We start from the raw sequence: 13,073 nt of genomic DNA on the forward strand, positions 1-13,073 counted from the left end.
TATGAAACCCTCCTTCTGCCTCTTCTTGTCCTTCTTGTTCCTCGATGCCCTTGGTGGGGTAACTCCGGCAAATCTTGAGGCGGAGAGCTTATGGCTTCGGGAAAACGGCGGAGTGGAAGGAGTCTACGGTCCTGTCGAATCTCCCGGTCCTGAGGCAGGGTCTTTGACGAAAGATATTGAAACTACTTCTCCGGAGGAATCGCTGGGATTGAGTATTCGCGAGGAGACTCGCACGCGTCTTCTGGATGAAGTAGATCATGTCTGGGCCCGTCCGGAAGTCTCCGGCCGTGGCGTTGATCCTGGCAAGGTTGTCGACCAGGAGCTCATCCGTCACCGGCTGGAAGAAATATTCATTCCAAAGGTCGAGTTTCGGCAGGTGCCCCTGAGTGAAGTTGTCGAGACACTTTCGGAATTGCTGGTCAGGGATTCGCCACAGCAGGGCAGCCTCAATATCGTCTTGATTGATCCTGAAGGTCGCGATCCATTTGTATCGATTATTCTGCGACGACTCAGCCTGAAGCGGGTCCTCGACTTTGTGGTCGAGTCCGTGGCCTATGAATACGATCTCCAGAATGATGCGGTGGTGATCCGCCCCGGACAGGGGCCCGGCTTTGGCCTTGAGACAGCGTTCTATCCCGTCAGCAGATCAACATTGATTCGCTTGACCGGAATTCATGAAGTGGAGGAATTGGTCATCTCAAATGTCATGCAGGATCCCTTTGCGGAAGCACCGGGCGATTCTGTCGATCGGCGAGCGGACGCGGAAGGAGCCTTGAAGGGATTTCTTGAACGGGCGGGAATTCCGTTTGACGCAGTAACAGGGGCAAATCTGGCTCTGGCGGACGGCCAGCTCATCGTCACGCAGACTGCGCGTAATCACGAGAAGCTTCGAAGCCTCCTGCAACGTTACCGGGAAATCAAGCAGGTGGAAATCGAGGCGCGCTTCCTCGAGGTTCAGGAACGAAACCTTGAGGAGCTTGGATTCGAATGGACTCTCCTCGGGAATGGACAGGATCGGGTGACCACTGCTCCTGCGCGGAATCTGGCCAACGCCTTCACGGTCGGAGGGGATGAGAGTCGCATTGTCATCGACCGGTCCGGTGTGGACTTGCCAGCCATCGCCCAAGGCGCTCCGGTTCTTCCCATATCCGTTGACTTGGCTGAGGATGCGGGAAATTTGGCACACTATGCCACAGCGCTTGGAGGCGGGGTTGATCTTGATCTGGTCATCCGGGCGCTTGAGCGCCAGTCCGGTAACGATCTTCTCAGCGCACCCAAAATAACCGTCCTGAGCGGCAAGACAGCCGAGATTGTCGTCGCCGAGGAATTCCGGTATCCGGAAATGTATGGCGATACCAATGCGGAAGTGGGCAAGGGCGACAGTAGCAGCGGCTCGGCTGGAGTGGCGATTACTGCTGGTACGCCGCGCTCATTCACAACCCGCAATGTGGGGGTGGAGATGGAAGTCACCCCCACCGTCGAGGAAGATAATTCGATCAGTCTGTTGTTGAAGCCAAAGGTGACCGAGTTTGAAGGCTTCGTTGAATACGGCGGCACGTCGGTGGCTATTGCCTCCGATACCACCGTCACCGTACCGAGCGGATTTTACCAGCCGGTCTTCAGTATCCGCAAGATCCAGACGGAGGTCACTATCTGGGACGGGGCAACCGTTGTGATGGGCGGCTTAACGCGCGAGCAGTCCGTTCGCATCAATGACCGCGTCCCCATCCTCGGCGACATTCCCCTCATCGGCCGGCTGTTCCGATCGGAGGGCGAGAGCACCCAGAAACGCAACCTGCTCATCTTTGTCACCGCCAACCTGGTCAGCCCCGGCGGCTCCCCGTCATTCCAGCGCCTCCCCGGGGTTGAGCCAAATTCCTTGTTTCAGGTCCCCCGCATCAGTACCCCCGGTGGCCTCAGTCAGCGAGATGAGTAGGGTTTTGAATTAAACCCTTGTCTTTTCAAAATCCTTTCTCGATGCTTTCATCCCGGTTTGAGTATGATCCCTCGAAATCCAGATCCAATCTTGAGAAGCACGGGATCGACTTCAATCAGGCACAGTTAATATGGCAGGATCCGAGACGATTGCGATTCAAGGGTAATTCTTTCAAGGAACAAAGATTTGCACTAGTAGGATCAGCATTGGGAAAGATCTGGTATGCCGTTTACACTGTCCGGAGGTATAAGATTCGTTTAATCAGTGTAAGACGGGCGCGAAGTAGCGAGGTAATGGCATATGAAAAAGAAGTTGAGTAGCAGGGGCGGTGTTTGGAGTTTGGATGGGAAGCGGTTTATATCCTTGGAGGAATTCGACCGCATAGCCGATTCGGGTTCGGATGAAATCGACCAGTTCATAGATTTGACAAAGGGACAGCGTGGCGGTGCGCGGCCCGGCGCCGGCCGCAAGCGCAAGGAGGCCGTTCGGCTCGAAGTTCGGATACGGCCTGATCTGCGGGAAAAGCTTCGCCGCAAGGCAAAACAGACCGGTCGCACCCAAGTGGAGTTAGTGGAGGCCGCCCTCGAACAGTTGTGAGGGAATTGGCAAGGGGATAAGGAGTGAGAACCTCTTCTCCAATTATTCCACCCGCCGGATGGTCCCCGAGACTCCACCGGGGATGGCGAAAGGCTGGCCGGCGCGTTTTCTGAGCAGGGCCGCTCCGAGCGGAGATTCGGGCGTGACGACGGTGATTTCGGCGCCATCAAGGGTGAGGTCGACGCCACCGCAGCAGGGCAGGAGAAAGACATGTGATGTTTCGCCCGAAAAGTCGCATTCAACGAGGGCGCCGACCGCAATGGGCTGGTCAATATAGGAGACCAACTCGAGGCTTTGAAGGGATTTGGCCTGAGTGGACAAGAGGGCAAACTGCTGGGCGTAGCCGCGTGCCAGATAGGAGCTCTCGAGCCCTTGAGTATCCCACTTGGATTCAGCGCGTGCTTCCTCGTCGGTGGCGTTTGCGGCTGCCTGCTGGTTTGCGTTTTGCTGGCGGTGCAGCTCTGCCTCCAGCTCTGCCAGAATGGATTTTAGGATGAGCTGCTTGTCCATGGGCAGAAATATGATTGGAATGCCCGCAAATTCAACCCGGCACATTGTTTCGCGGAAGGTTCCTGAAATTTTATTGTCCCCATGGGGGTTTCGGCTATTTCATGGAGGTTGAGTTTTATGGCTCAATCTATGATGCAACGACTTTCCCGATCTGTCTCCTTCCTGCTGTTTTGTTTACCGGTCCTTCTGCCGACTGCTTGCTTCGGGGTTTCCTACGATGAGTGGTTGAGGTCATGGGAGGATATTTCAGCCCAGGAGGACCTGAGCTCTTCAGGTCAATTAATCGAGCAGACACGGCTACTCAAGGAGGCGATCTCGGCGGATTTTCCAGTAAATGAGGAATTGTGGGGGCTCATTGCGGAGGTTCTTGAGCAATGGGAGACTTCTGCCGATATTCAGGAGGCCCGCGATTCCTACGTCTCCTTGATCAAGGCCGTCTGCCTGAAGGCGGAAGGTCCCGATCTTGAAGTCCCCGATGAACCGGCTTTGAGGAGCTTTTTGCAGCGTGCGCTTTCGCTCTCCGAAACAAATGCCGAAGAGGGCGCTTTTCTGCTTTTTGTCGCAGAGTCATGGATCCGGTCTTCCTCAGTTTCAACTGCCTTGCTGAGGCGCGCCGAGTCACTCCTTCAGCAGTCGGTTATCCTTCTGGAAAATGAGCCCCCGCTGGACGCAGTCCATTTTCGTCTTGGGCAATTGTATCAGCGCCTGGGAGCCGGTATCGATGCCGCCAGAGCTGCCTCCGAAGGGGCTGTATTCCTTTCCAAGGCTGTCAGCCATTTCGAGTTGGTCACCGGAATGGCCTTTGCCCGGGCCTATTTCAAGGAGGCTGCGACCGAGGCCTTGTCGGTCTTGCTTCAGCCGCAACTCGAGATCAAGCTCAACCAGCGGTTTCTGCCTGGTGACGATGTCCGCCTTGTCATGCGGAGCCGAAATCTTGAGTCGGTAACCGTGAGCCTTATCGCCATGCCCGCCGGGGAGGAGTGGATTCCCCGTGCGCTTGAGGGGTTGCGGCAAGTGCTCGCCATTGATCCGGATCCGACACAGATCCGCTTTGAGAAGACCTTTTCCACTCGCGGACGTTTTACGCACGACTGGAGAGAGCGGGAAATTCGACTCGATTCGAACCTTGTCGGTGGCTGGTATGGTATTCGCCTGGAAGGGGGGGGCATTGCAATCGATGACCTGCTGTTGATAAGTCCACTCGAGGTAGGAGCTTTCCCAAGGCAGGATGGTGGCCTTCTATTATGGGTTTCCGATGGGGAGACCGGGCAGCCGGTTCCGGGAGCTTCTGCATCCGTGCTTGCCTCGGACGGTAGCATTCTTGCAAGCGCAGTTTCCACATTGGACGGAATCATCAAACTCGATTCTGAAGGCTTGGAAGATTGGCAGGAAGTTCATTTCATGGCGGGCCCCAACCCGGCTCACTTACGCCGTGTGGATCTCCCCGAGCCCGAGTCCCAAATTCCCTGGATTGTCACCAATCCATCTGAAATCCAGCCCGGGGGAACCTTCCATTGGGCTCTTCTTGGGATTGACCCTTCGATTTTGCAGGCCTTTGAGGCTGGCCCAGTGTTTCATTTGCCCGGCGGTATCAAAATTCAAGCGGAACCAGTTGCCGAGGGTCCCGGTTGGCTAAGCGGCTCATTGCAAGTTCCCACAGGACTGACAAATGGTGGCCCCATCTATGTAGATCTTTCCCCCGAAATCCGCATTTTCGCGGGCCATGTTCGGTTGAATCGGGCGTATTCGCTCGATCTGGAGGTATCGGGAGAACAGCTTTCGGGAACAGCCAACCTGTATCATGCCTCCTCTCCCTTGGGCGTTTCCATCAACCCCGTCTTTGGCACGCAGGCTGTATTGCCGGATTTTATCCGTCTCCGGGTCATGCAGCTCCGGCGGGATCCGGTTCTTCAAAGGCAGGAATCACTCCAGCCCTTACCGGATTTGCTTTACGAGAGCATCCTCCCTTTTGATGCCCGCTCGCAAAAGGAGAACTTTGTCGAGCTGCCGGATCTTTTCTCGGGCAAGATGATTCAACCTTTGAAAATTGAAGTTCTGCCTCTCGATAGTGCCGAACCACTTGCCGAAGCTGTTATTGGATTGGTCCCTTACCGTCGTCTGGTCGAGCTGAGCTTGAGCGAACAGATTGTTGATGCGGGGACCGCGCCAGTCATTTCCCTTGTCCAGAAAAACCCTGATCAATCCGACAGGCGATCTACAGAGGGCGATCTTGTTGTCTATCGTGAGACATGGCAAAATCGCTACATTCATCGCAGACGTGGGACCCCCTTGTCGGAGAGCGAATACCAGGCCCTTCCTGACCGGTCACTTCTTGGGGCCGCCAAGACGGATTACCGCCTTTTGGAGGAAGGGTTTATCCGGGAGGAGATGCAGCGGATACCGGTTGAAATCAGTGACGGGATAAACACAGTTGCCGTGCAACTTGAACAATCCGGCTACTACAATATTGAGTTCTCCGGTCGCGAGGTTGACACAGTGGCAAGCTACCCCGAGGGGCCGCTTGAACTTTGGGTAGTGCCCGATTCAGGTGACCTCCGGACCTTTCGCAGCGAGCAACCCCGTTTGGTCATGGAGAGTGGTCCAGACGGTTTTCTCCAGATCCTTATCCTGCTTGACCGGTCCAATGCAGTTGTGCTGATGGACCTTGAGCGAGAAGATGGAACGACTTTCACAAAAGTCACCAAGCCAGATCATCCGGCTTTGTACCTCGAATTGGAACAGCCTGAGGACTGCGGGCTTTCTGCTGTCCGGGCACTGATTGTCGGAGACCGGCAGACCAACTTTCTTTCTGGAACGGCCGTTGCGAAATCACACGAGGATTGGGTGCTTTCCACAGAAAGTCTCTTTGGGCTGAATCCGGGTGTTGAATTCAGCTGGAGGGTCCTTGGGGACGAGATCCCGAGCAAAGGCCCGTCCTTGTGGGGCTTTTACACTGACAATTCCAATTCCCTTTCCCCTGCGCGTCTGCGCTGGCAAAAAGACCGGCAGTCTTCAGACCACCACCATCCCCAGACTGCAGCAACTTTTTCAAGCCGTTGGCTTCCTTTCGCTAACCCGTTTGAGCTGGAGTCTTCAAGCGAGTCTTCCAAGGAGGATTCCATTGCCAGTTCTCTGGGAGATCCGGATCTGTTCTTAAGTGTTTTTCCCGAAGTAAACCGTTTTCCCATTACCCTTAAGCCCCTCGGACCTTTCAAACAGGTCAGGGAGGTTGAGGGAACCGGTGAATTTGAAATCAGCGGTAACTTCCCTTCAACCGCTGGTCGATGGAACCTCACTCTCTTGAGCGCCGTCGGCCACCATGATTTAAAAGTCGAATCATGGCTGATTTCGACGGAGCTTCCTATTCGAAGCAGCATTAATGGCCCGGAGATCCTCCGTCTTGGTGACCGGTCCATGCTCCCGCTTACGCTTCAGAACACAACGGAGCGAGCAGTCACCCTGGAACTGAAAGCTCTTGCTTCGGATGTCATCCAAGCTACTCCGCTGGGGGCTCCCAAAATTGCTTTAAATGCGGGCAAAACGGACAAGGTGCAGTTGGAAATCCTGGCCACCGGGGTGGGGGTTGACAGCTTGGATATCCAGGTCGATGGGCCGGGCCTTTCCAGCGAAGCGGTCCATTCGCTTGAAGTCATTCAGTCCCTTCCGAGAGATGTCTTTGCCTTTAAACTTTTTCCGCCCGATGGCTTGGTGATTGAGAGTTCCTTTGAATTGCCGGGATGGTCCGATGCAGACCTAATCGTTGCTCCCGGGATTGGAGCGCTCTTACCGGAGATTTGGCCTGCAATTGGCAGCATTCAGGATCCCTCGGACGAGTTGTTGACCAAGCTATGCGAGTGGGCAATGGAGCATGTGCTCCTTCATCATGGAGAATTGTCGTTGGACGCACTCTCAATCAGTGATGAGGCCCTCGCCGTTATTCTCGAGGAGCAGCAACTTGAATCAGGAGGGTGGGGCTGGTTCCCGGATGGCAAGCCTGATCCCTGGTTGAGCGCGTGTATTACATGGACCTTGGGGCTGTTCCCGGAAGTTGAGGAACCCGCGTATCAGGCGGTCCTTGAGCGGGGCCACGAGTATCTGGAAACCGTGTTGATCGATGAATCCGTTGACTTGGAGAGCCGCTTGTTTGCCCTTCGCGCGCTTGCCATGCCAGCTTTCCACTCGGATGACGTCCGCCCTTCAAGGATTCAGGCCAGAACCTTTCTTGATTATCTCCACCAGCAGAATGAATTGTCTGATGCTCATGTGGCCATTCTCCTGCAGGTTGCGAAGGCGTATCAATTCAAGCAGGAGGTTGCCCTATTAACGACCGAGCTGGTCAATCGTCGGTTGAAGGGTCTGCGCTTCTGGCCTGCCAGTCTCGTTTACCTGGCCCTGGATGACACATCAGGAAGCCACGAGCGACTTTTGCAGGCCCTTATGGCCATTTCTGAAAGAGGGCCTGCCCCGAGCTGGGAGCAGTTGGCTGGCTTCCTTAACCTGCTTGTGGCCTATTACTGGAATGGTGATTTCTTTGCCGACGGGGAAGTATCCGTCAGCCTTCCGAGTGGATTTGAGGGCAAGCTATCCCTGAATCCGGATATCGGGGGCGAGCCAATTCTAAAAACCCCATTCGAGCCGGGAGAGCTTATGGACGGGCAGGCCAACTTTAACTTGGATATGAATTCTGCGCTGAGCCCTGTCCTTGTGGCCGCTATTGGCCACTCTTCGGAAAAGGAACCGGTACTACGGTCCATGGAAACAGGATCGAGGCAGTTCTCCAGGGAGTTTTATGAAAATACGCTTTTACAAGGGACACGGATTCGCTCTGTCGAGCTGGATGAGGAATTAAGCGGAATCCATGTGGGGGACACTCTTCGGATTGCCTTTTCAATTGATCTTTCCGAGCCGCAGGCATTGACCCGTCTTGTCTTTCCCGTTCCGGGTGGCATGCAACTCAGTGCCGACAGTATCGGCCATGTTTGGGAGGCCCTCCCCGAAACCGAGTCGCTGGATTTGCCGATTGCAAAACTTCTTCGTGAATCTCAGCCCTCCCGCACACAGACTCTTTCCATCGGGCCACTTCCAGCCGGGCGGCACTTGTTTAGCTTGTCTTACCGAGCTCTATGGGCAGGTACCTTCGACTGGCCGGAATGCCGGGTGATCAACCCGCGCACAGGGGAAACTTTCGAGCTCCTTGGTGCCCGGCAAATTCAGATATTTCCGCCGAAGTATTAATGATCCCCGGATCGGGCGAATTACTTTCCGAGCGGGAGTGTGATCGTGAAGATCGTTCCGCGGCCGGTTTCGGTCCGGAAAGTCAGGAAGCCTCCGTGTGCCTCAATAATCGAACGGGCGATAGCGGTCCCCAAACCAGTGCCTTCCCGTTTGCCATGCGAGACAAAGGGCTCAAAGAGGCGGTCCCGAATGGACTCCGGGATCCCTCCCGCATTATCCTCAATGAAAATCTGTACCTGGTTCTCCGAATGAACCACGGCCCCGGTAATCTTAACCAGCCCTTCTTTATCCTCAAAAGCTTCAATGGCATTCCCAATGAGGTTTTGCAGGACTCGGAAAAGCTTGGCCTTGGCTCCCAGAATAACCGCGTCCGGTACATCGATGGAAACTTCCACCTTCGTTGAGTCGAAGTAGGGGTTGTTCAAGGAGCGGAATTCGTCGAATAGCTCCTTCAAGCGAATCTTGGCTTTGACGATGCTGTGCTCCCCGCGTGAATATTCGGCCAGCTCTGTCACCATGCTGACCATCCGGTCCACCTGCTTTTCGATATTCTGGCAGAGCTTCATGGATTCGTCGTCGCGGTGACGCTGCCTTAGCAACTGTGCGCTCAGGCTGATCAGGCAAAACGGGTTTTTGAAATCATGGATGATCGTGTTCGTCATGTTTCCGATCAGGGCCATCTTCTCCTGGTGTACGCGGTCATCGATAAACTGCCGGGTGGTGCCCTTCAGGTGTGCAATAATCGACTGCAGGAGTCCCTGCACGGGGCCCGGCATTTTTCGCAGGTAATTGACCACCGAGGCGCCCGGGATACAGGCGATGCTACAATCGGTCTTGGCCTCGGCACGAAGGGCGCGCCGATCGTTTGTCAGGACACCGATTTCGCCGAAAAACTCGCCTTTCTGGCTCTGGCTAATGCCAATATGGCCACGGTTGCGCACCTTTTTCCCGAATCCGATGGTGCCTTCCAGAATCAGGTAGAGCGAATCAGAGATGTCATTCTCCTCGAAAATCACTGTCCCGCGGGGCAACTTTTGAATGAGGGCGGAGCGCGTCAACGACTCGACACTCTCCTTGTCCATCTGTTTGAAAAACGGGTGTGCTTGTAACTCCATGGCCCTGCTCAATAAAAAAACCGATACAGCGCTTTATACACCGTATCGGTTATTGTTTAAATCAGGCTTCTATCAACCGTCGAGGGAAAAATCAGGTGCCGGACTGAAAGCGGCGGTCCCAGTTGAATTCTCGGTTGGTGACCACATTCTCCATACGGCGGGTCCGGCGGTCGAGAACTTCACAGCGTTTACGCAACCGCATCAGGGCCCTTTTGCGGTCAGCGGTGTAAGCCTGGTAGAAATCCCAGTCCTCGTCGCTTGTGAATTCAATCACCGGGGCCGGCTTCAGGAAGATGGCGGCCACGATATAGATGAGGACCATTGGCCAGAAGCCCGTAAAGAGGCAGGCGAGAAAGGTGGCGATGCGGACCCAGAAGACGGGGATGTCACCATATTCGGCGAGCCCTTGGCAGACCCCGAAGATCCAACCCTGGCGGGAGCGGTATAGTGTTCGTGAACTTTGTGAATAGTTAGGCATGTGCATGAAAGTTTAGGATTTTGATTGTGGGTTATCGAGGACGATCGTTTCCAGTGAATCGATGCGTTTTTCGAGGCGCGAGAGGGTTTTGTGGATTTCCTGCATGATTTCCGCTTCTTCGCGGCTCGATCCAGACTTTGCTTTTGGGTCGCTGTTACCGCCGTGATCCCCTTTCATGATTCTTGCCAGTTTGATGAGGGTGCCACTCATAATGGGCAAACCGACGACGATGAAAACGATGAGAACGGGAACTAGGAATTCTGGTGGCATGACTGGATTTGGTTGGAAATTATGGTGTGAGCATTAAGCCGTTGGAGCAAGCTCCTTAGGCGTTGTCTCCTTTTTCCTTCATCGATTCCTTCATCGATTCGAGTTCCTTTTCAATCAGTTCATCCGTTTCCATCTTGCTGAATTCATCCTCAAGGTTGGAGCCCCGGTAATTGATCAGGTCGGCGTCAGCCTCCATCCGGTCAATCCGGCTTTCAAACTGCTCAAAGCGAACAAAGGCATCAGAACTGTCCGCATGGCGAATCTTGCTCTGGGCGGTTTTGCGGTGCCCGGCATGAATGTGGCGCTGGACGAGGATCCGGTGCTTGTTGCGGGCGGTCTCCAGCTTGTCTTCCAACTGCTGGATATCCTTCTGGTATTGGGTGATCAGGTTGTCGAAGTGCTCGACTTCCTTTTCCCGGTTGGTGGCCTCTTCCTGGCAGGCACGCTTTTCCAGAAGCGCCTCCCGGGCAAGATCCTCGCGTCCCTTTTCAATCGCCAGGCGAGCCTTCTTTTCCCATTTATCGACATTCCCGGCCGCGGCTTCGTGAGCCCGGCTGACCCGGGTCCGGTTGGCCATGGCCCCCGCGCAGGAAGCCTTCAGCTCGACCAGTGTGTCCTCCATTTCCTGGATCATCAGCTTGATCAGCTTTTCCGGATCCTCCGCCTTTTCCAACATGGCGTTAAGGTTGGAGTTAATTATATCTCTGAAGCGTGAGAAGATTCCCATGATTTGTTTCCTCTATTTTCGATGTTATGTGATTAAGGTTTTAGGCGTTATGTCTAAATTGACTGCCATTGCTTAATCATTAAGCGTGCCAACTTTTTAGAGTGAAATCCTAAACAGTAGATAAACAATGATTTAAGAATATATTAATAGGGACAGGTAAATTATCCACAATACGATTTTAGTGGACCCGACCAACTTCTGGTGAGATATACCAAGGATGCGAAGCAATACAGAGGGCCCTTTCGAGGGAAGTGTGGGCAAGATGGAGGCACTCGGGGAGTCCGAGGCATTTGTTGACTTTCAAGAACGCCTTTCACGCGTTGCGCAAGTGGACCGGCCGGTATTGATCGTGGGCGAGCGGGGAACGGGAAAGGAATTGGCCGTTTCACGCTTGCATTACCTGTCGCGCCGGTGGCAGGGACCGCTGGTGGCGCTGAATTGCGCTGCCTTGTCCCCGACAGTGCTCGAGTCGGAATTGTTCGGGCATGAGGCAGGGGCCTTTACCGGAGCTGCAAAGCAGCGACTGGGACGATTTGAGGCGGCCAACGAAGGGACTCTTTTTCTCGATGAGGTAGGCTTGGTCCCCGTGACAATTCAGGAGAAAATCCTTCGTGTAGTGGAGTACCGCCAGTTTGAGCGCGTTGGAGGGAGTCACCCTGTGCGCGTGGATGTGCGGATCATCGGGGCGACGAATGCCGATTTACCCGGTTTGGCCTCACAGGGTAAGTTCAAGCGTGACCTGCTGGACCGCCTGAGTTTTGAAGTCCTTTTTTTACCACCTCTTCGAGAGCGTCGGGAAGATATCGAATTGCTTGCCCGTAATTTTGCAACGCGCATGGCAATGGAACTGGGTTGGAGAGAAACCCCGGAATTTTCAGACAATGCTATGGACTCACTCCACACATACAGGTGGCCCGGTAACATCCGCGAGCTGAAGAATGTAGTCGAGAGGGCTGTCTATGCGAGTGACGGGGTGAGTATCGATTCAGTGAATTTTGATCCCTTCGACAACCCCTTCGCCAAAGGGCCATTGGAAATTGAATCAGATGGACAGGAGAACGGCGGTACGGAGAGCTCGGCGGTGCAATTCATTCCCGGGGAGAGTTCACTTGAGGAGATGGTGCGTGAGCTTGAGGTCACGGCCCTCAAGGCGGCCCTTGAATCGGCAAAGTTCCACCAGGGGGAGGCGGCCAAGCTACTCGGCTTGACCTATCACCAGTTTCGGGGATTATTCAGGAAGCACAGAGACGTAATAGACAAGGAATCGAATGCCCAGAAGTGAAATCCAGTTAAAAGTGCCGATTGATGCAGTCGGAGTGGCTGAGCGAACGAAGCGCTTTCAGTCCAGAAGCATTAAAAAAGAGAGCAAGATGGGGGCATTGAAGTTGGCCTTGTCGATGGTGGACCTGACCACTCTCGAGGGGTCGGATACCCCGGGTAAGGTACGCCAATTGTGTCGCAAGGCATTGTTGCCTGATCCTTCAGATCCCACTCTCCCGCGGGTGGCCGCGATTTGCGTGTATCCCACGATGGTTCCCGCGGCGTATGAAGTCCTCAAGGGGACGGGTGTTCATCTGGCCAGTGTGGCGACGGCCTTTCCCAGCGGCCATGCGCCGATGGAGCTGCGGCTTGAGGAGGTCAGGTATTGTGTCGAGCAAGGTGCTGACGAAATCGACATGGTCATCAGCCGTGGCGCTTTTCTTGCCGGAGACAACGACCGCCTTTCAAGTGAAGTGGCTGCCTTCAAGGAAGCTTGTGGCGAGGCTCACCTGAAGGTCATCCTCGAAACGGGTGAGCTGGGCACACTCGACCGGATCCGGTTGGCCAGCGACATTGCCATGGAAGCCGGTGCGGATTTTATCAAGACCAGCACCGGGAAAATAGGGCAGGCGGCAAACATGGAAGTGACCCTTGTCATGCTTGAGGCTATTCGGGACTTTTATTGGCGCACGGGCAAAAAGATCGGGATGAAACCAGCGGGTGGTATCCGTACTGCAAAGCAGGCCGTGCATTACCTTGTCATGCTGCGTGAAACGCTCGGGCCGGAATGGCTGACGCCCGATCTGTTCCGCTTCGGGGCAAGCAGCCTGGCAAATGATATCCTCATGCAGGTCCGGAAACAGAAACAGGGAATGTATTCAAATTCTGAGGACTTCACCAAGGATTAAACTGCAGTCCTGGAAGGGAATCTGGAACCAGGGATAA

General features: G+C 54.6%; 11 protein-coding genes. 6 read left to right on the forward strand and 5 right to left on the reverse strand.

The features are described 5' to 3' along the window. Position 1 precedes the first annotated feature (1 nt). From G0Q06_RS09670 to G0Q06_RS09680, 3 genes are read left to right on the forward strand one after another with little or no spacing between them, the layout of a single operon-like run. A complete protein-coding gene (locus G0Q06_RS09670) occupies positions 2–1,936 on the forward strand; it encodes a type II secretion system protein GspD (RefSeq protein WP_163965087.1) in 1,935 nt (644 codons plus the stop codon). A 41-nt stretch (positions 1,937–1,977) separates the two neighbouring features. Further along, complete coding sequence (locus G0Q06_RS09675) at positions 1,978–2,256, forward strand: BrnT family toxin (RefSeq protein WP_163965090.1); 279 nt, start codon at positions 1,978–1,980, stop codon at positions 2,254–2,256. Further along, positions 2,237–2,533, forward strand: coding sequence for a hypothetical protein (locus G0Q06_RS09680; RefSeq protein ID WP_163965092.1), 297 nt, complete (start codon positions 2,237–2,239; stop codon positions 2,531–2,533). Before G0Q06_RS09675 ends, G0Q06_RS09680 begins: the two co-directional genes overlap by 20 nt. Before the next feature lie 42 nt (positions 2,534–2,575). Here the strand turns inward: G0Q06_RS09680 and G0Q06_RS09685 are convergent, their stop codons facing one another. Beyond that, complete coding sequence (locus G0Q06_RS09685; RefSeq protein WP_163965094.1) at positions 2,576–3,043, reverse strand: transcription elongation factor GreAB; 468 nt, start codon at positions 3,041–3,043, stop codon at positions 2,576–2,578. Positions 3,044–3,172: 129 nt separating this feature from the next. On the opposite strand from G0Q06_RS09685, the gene G0Q06_RS09690 reads away from it, so the two are divergent. Next, entirely contained in the window at positions 3,173–8,278 is a 5,106-nt protein-coding gene (locus G0Q06_RS09690; RefSeq protein ID WP_163965096.1) for a hypothetical protein, read from the forward strand. A 20-nt stretch (positions 8,279–8,298) separates the two neighbouring features. Here the strand turns inward: G0Q06_RS09690 and G0Q06_RS09695 are convergent, their stop codons facing one another. The 4 genes from G0Q06_RS09695 to pspA all read right to left on the reverse strand — a co-directional run bounded on the left by G0Q06_RS09695 (position 8,299) and on the right by pspA (position 10,868). Next, complete coding sequence (locus G0Q06_RS09695; protein ID WP_163965099.1) at positions 8,299–9,393, reverse strand: ATP-binding protein; 1,095 nt, start codon at positions 9,391–9,393, stop codon at positions 8,299–8,301. A gap of 91 nt (positions 9,394–9,484) precedes the next feature. Beyond that, positions 9,485–9,871, reverse strand: a complete 387-nt coding sequence (pspC, locus tag G0Q06_RS09700) for an envelope stress response membrane protein PspC (protein WP_163965101.1) — start codon at positions 9,869–9,871, stop codon at positions 9,485–9,487. A gap of 12 nt (positions 9,872–9,883) precedes the next feature. Further along, positions 9,884–10,141, reverse strand: a complete 258-nt coding sequence (locus tag G0Q06_RS09705; protein WP_163965104.1) for a hypothetical protein — start codon at positions 10,139–10,141, stop codon at positions 9,884–9,886. Positions 10,142–10,196: 55 nt separating this feature from the next. Continuing rightward, positions 10,197–10,868: a phage shock protein PspA gene (gene pspA, locus G0Q06_RS09710; RefSeq protein WP_163965107.1), complete on the reverse strand. Its 672-nt coding sequence runs from the start codon at positions 10,866–10,868 to the stop codon at positions 10,197–10,199. 217 nt (positions 10,869–11,085) lie between these two features. Here pspA and pspF point away from each other — a divergent pair, with 217 nt between their 5' ends. Continuing rightward, positions 11,086–12,150 carry a phage shock protein operon transcriptional activator gene (gene pspF / locus G0Q06_RS09715; RefSeq protein WP_163965110.1) on the forward strand — a complete coding sequence of 355 codons (1,065 nt, stop codon included), beginning with the start codon at positions 11,086–11,088 and terminating at the stop codon, positions 12,148–12,150. Beyond that, positions 12,137–13,036: a deoxyribose-phosphate aldolase gene (gene deoC, locus G0Q06_RS09720; RefSeq protein ID WP_163965112.1), complete on the forward strand. Its 900-nt coding sequence runs from the start codon at positions 12,137–12,139 to the stop codon at positions 13,034–13,036. The genes pspF and deoC overlap by 14 nt, the downstream gene beginning before the upstream one ends. Positions 13,037–13,073 lie beyond the last annotated feature (37 nt).

Source organism: Oceanipulchritudo coccoides (assembly GCF_010500615.1).
Taxonomy (GTDB): domain Bacteria; phylum Verrucomicrobiota; class Verrucomicrobiia; order Opitutales; family Oceanipulchritudinaceae; genus Oceanipulchritudo; species Oceanipulchritudo coccoides.

Excerpts from the sequence above, each read along its gene's own strand:
- G0Q06_RS09685 (WP_163965094.1), bottom strand. The coding sequence starts at position 3,043 with ATGGACAAGCAGCTCATCCTAAAATCCATTCTGGCAGAGCTGGAGGCA.
- G0Q06_RS09705 (WP_163965104.1), bottom strand. The coding sequence starts at position 10,141 with ATGCCACCAGAATTCCTAGTTCCCGTTCTCATCGTTTTCATCGTCGTC.
- G0Q06_RS09670 (WP_163965087.1), top strand. The coding sequence starts at position 2 with ATGAAACCCTCCTTCTGCCTCTTCTTGTCCTTCTTGTTCCTCGATGCC.
- deoC (WP_163965112.1), top strand. The coding sequence starts at position 12,137 with ATGCCCAGAAGTGAAATCCAGTTAAAAGTGCCGATTGATGCAGTCGGA.
- pspC (WP_163965101.1), bottom strand. The coding sequence starts at position 9,871 with ATGCCTAACTATTCACAAAGTTCACGAACACTATACCGCTCCCGCCAG.
- G0Q06_RS09680 (WP_163965092.1), top strand. The coding sequence starts at position 2,237 with ATGAAAAAGAAGTTGAGTAGCAGGGGCGGTGTTTGGAGTTTGGATGGG.
- G0Q06_RS09695 (WP_163965099.1), bottom strand. The coding sequence starts at position 9,393 with ATGGAGTTACAAGCACACCCGTTTTTCAAACAGATGGACAAGGAGAGT.
- pspF (WP_163965110.1), top strand. The coding sequence starts at position 11,086 with ATGCGAAGCAATACAGAGGGCCCTTTCGAGGGAAGTGTGGGCAAGATG.
- G0Q06_RS09675 (WP_163965090.1), top strand. The coding sequence starts at position 1,978 with ATGCTTTCATCCCGGTTTGAGTATGATCCCTCGAAATCCAGATCCAAT.
- pspA (WP_163965107.1), bottom strand. The coding sequence starts at position 10,868 with ATGGGAATCTTCTCACGCTTCAGAGATATAATTAACTCCAACCTTAAC.
- G0Q06_RS09690 (WP_163965096.1), top strand. The coding sequence starts at position 3,173 with ATGATGCAACGACTTTCCCGATCTGTCTCCTTCCTGCTGTTTTGTTTA.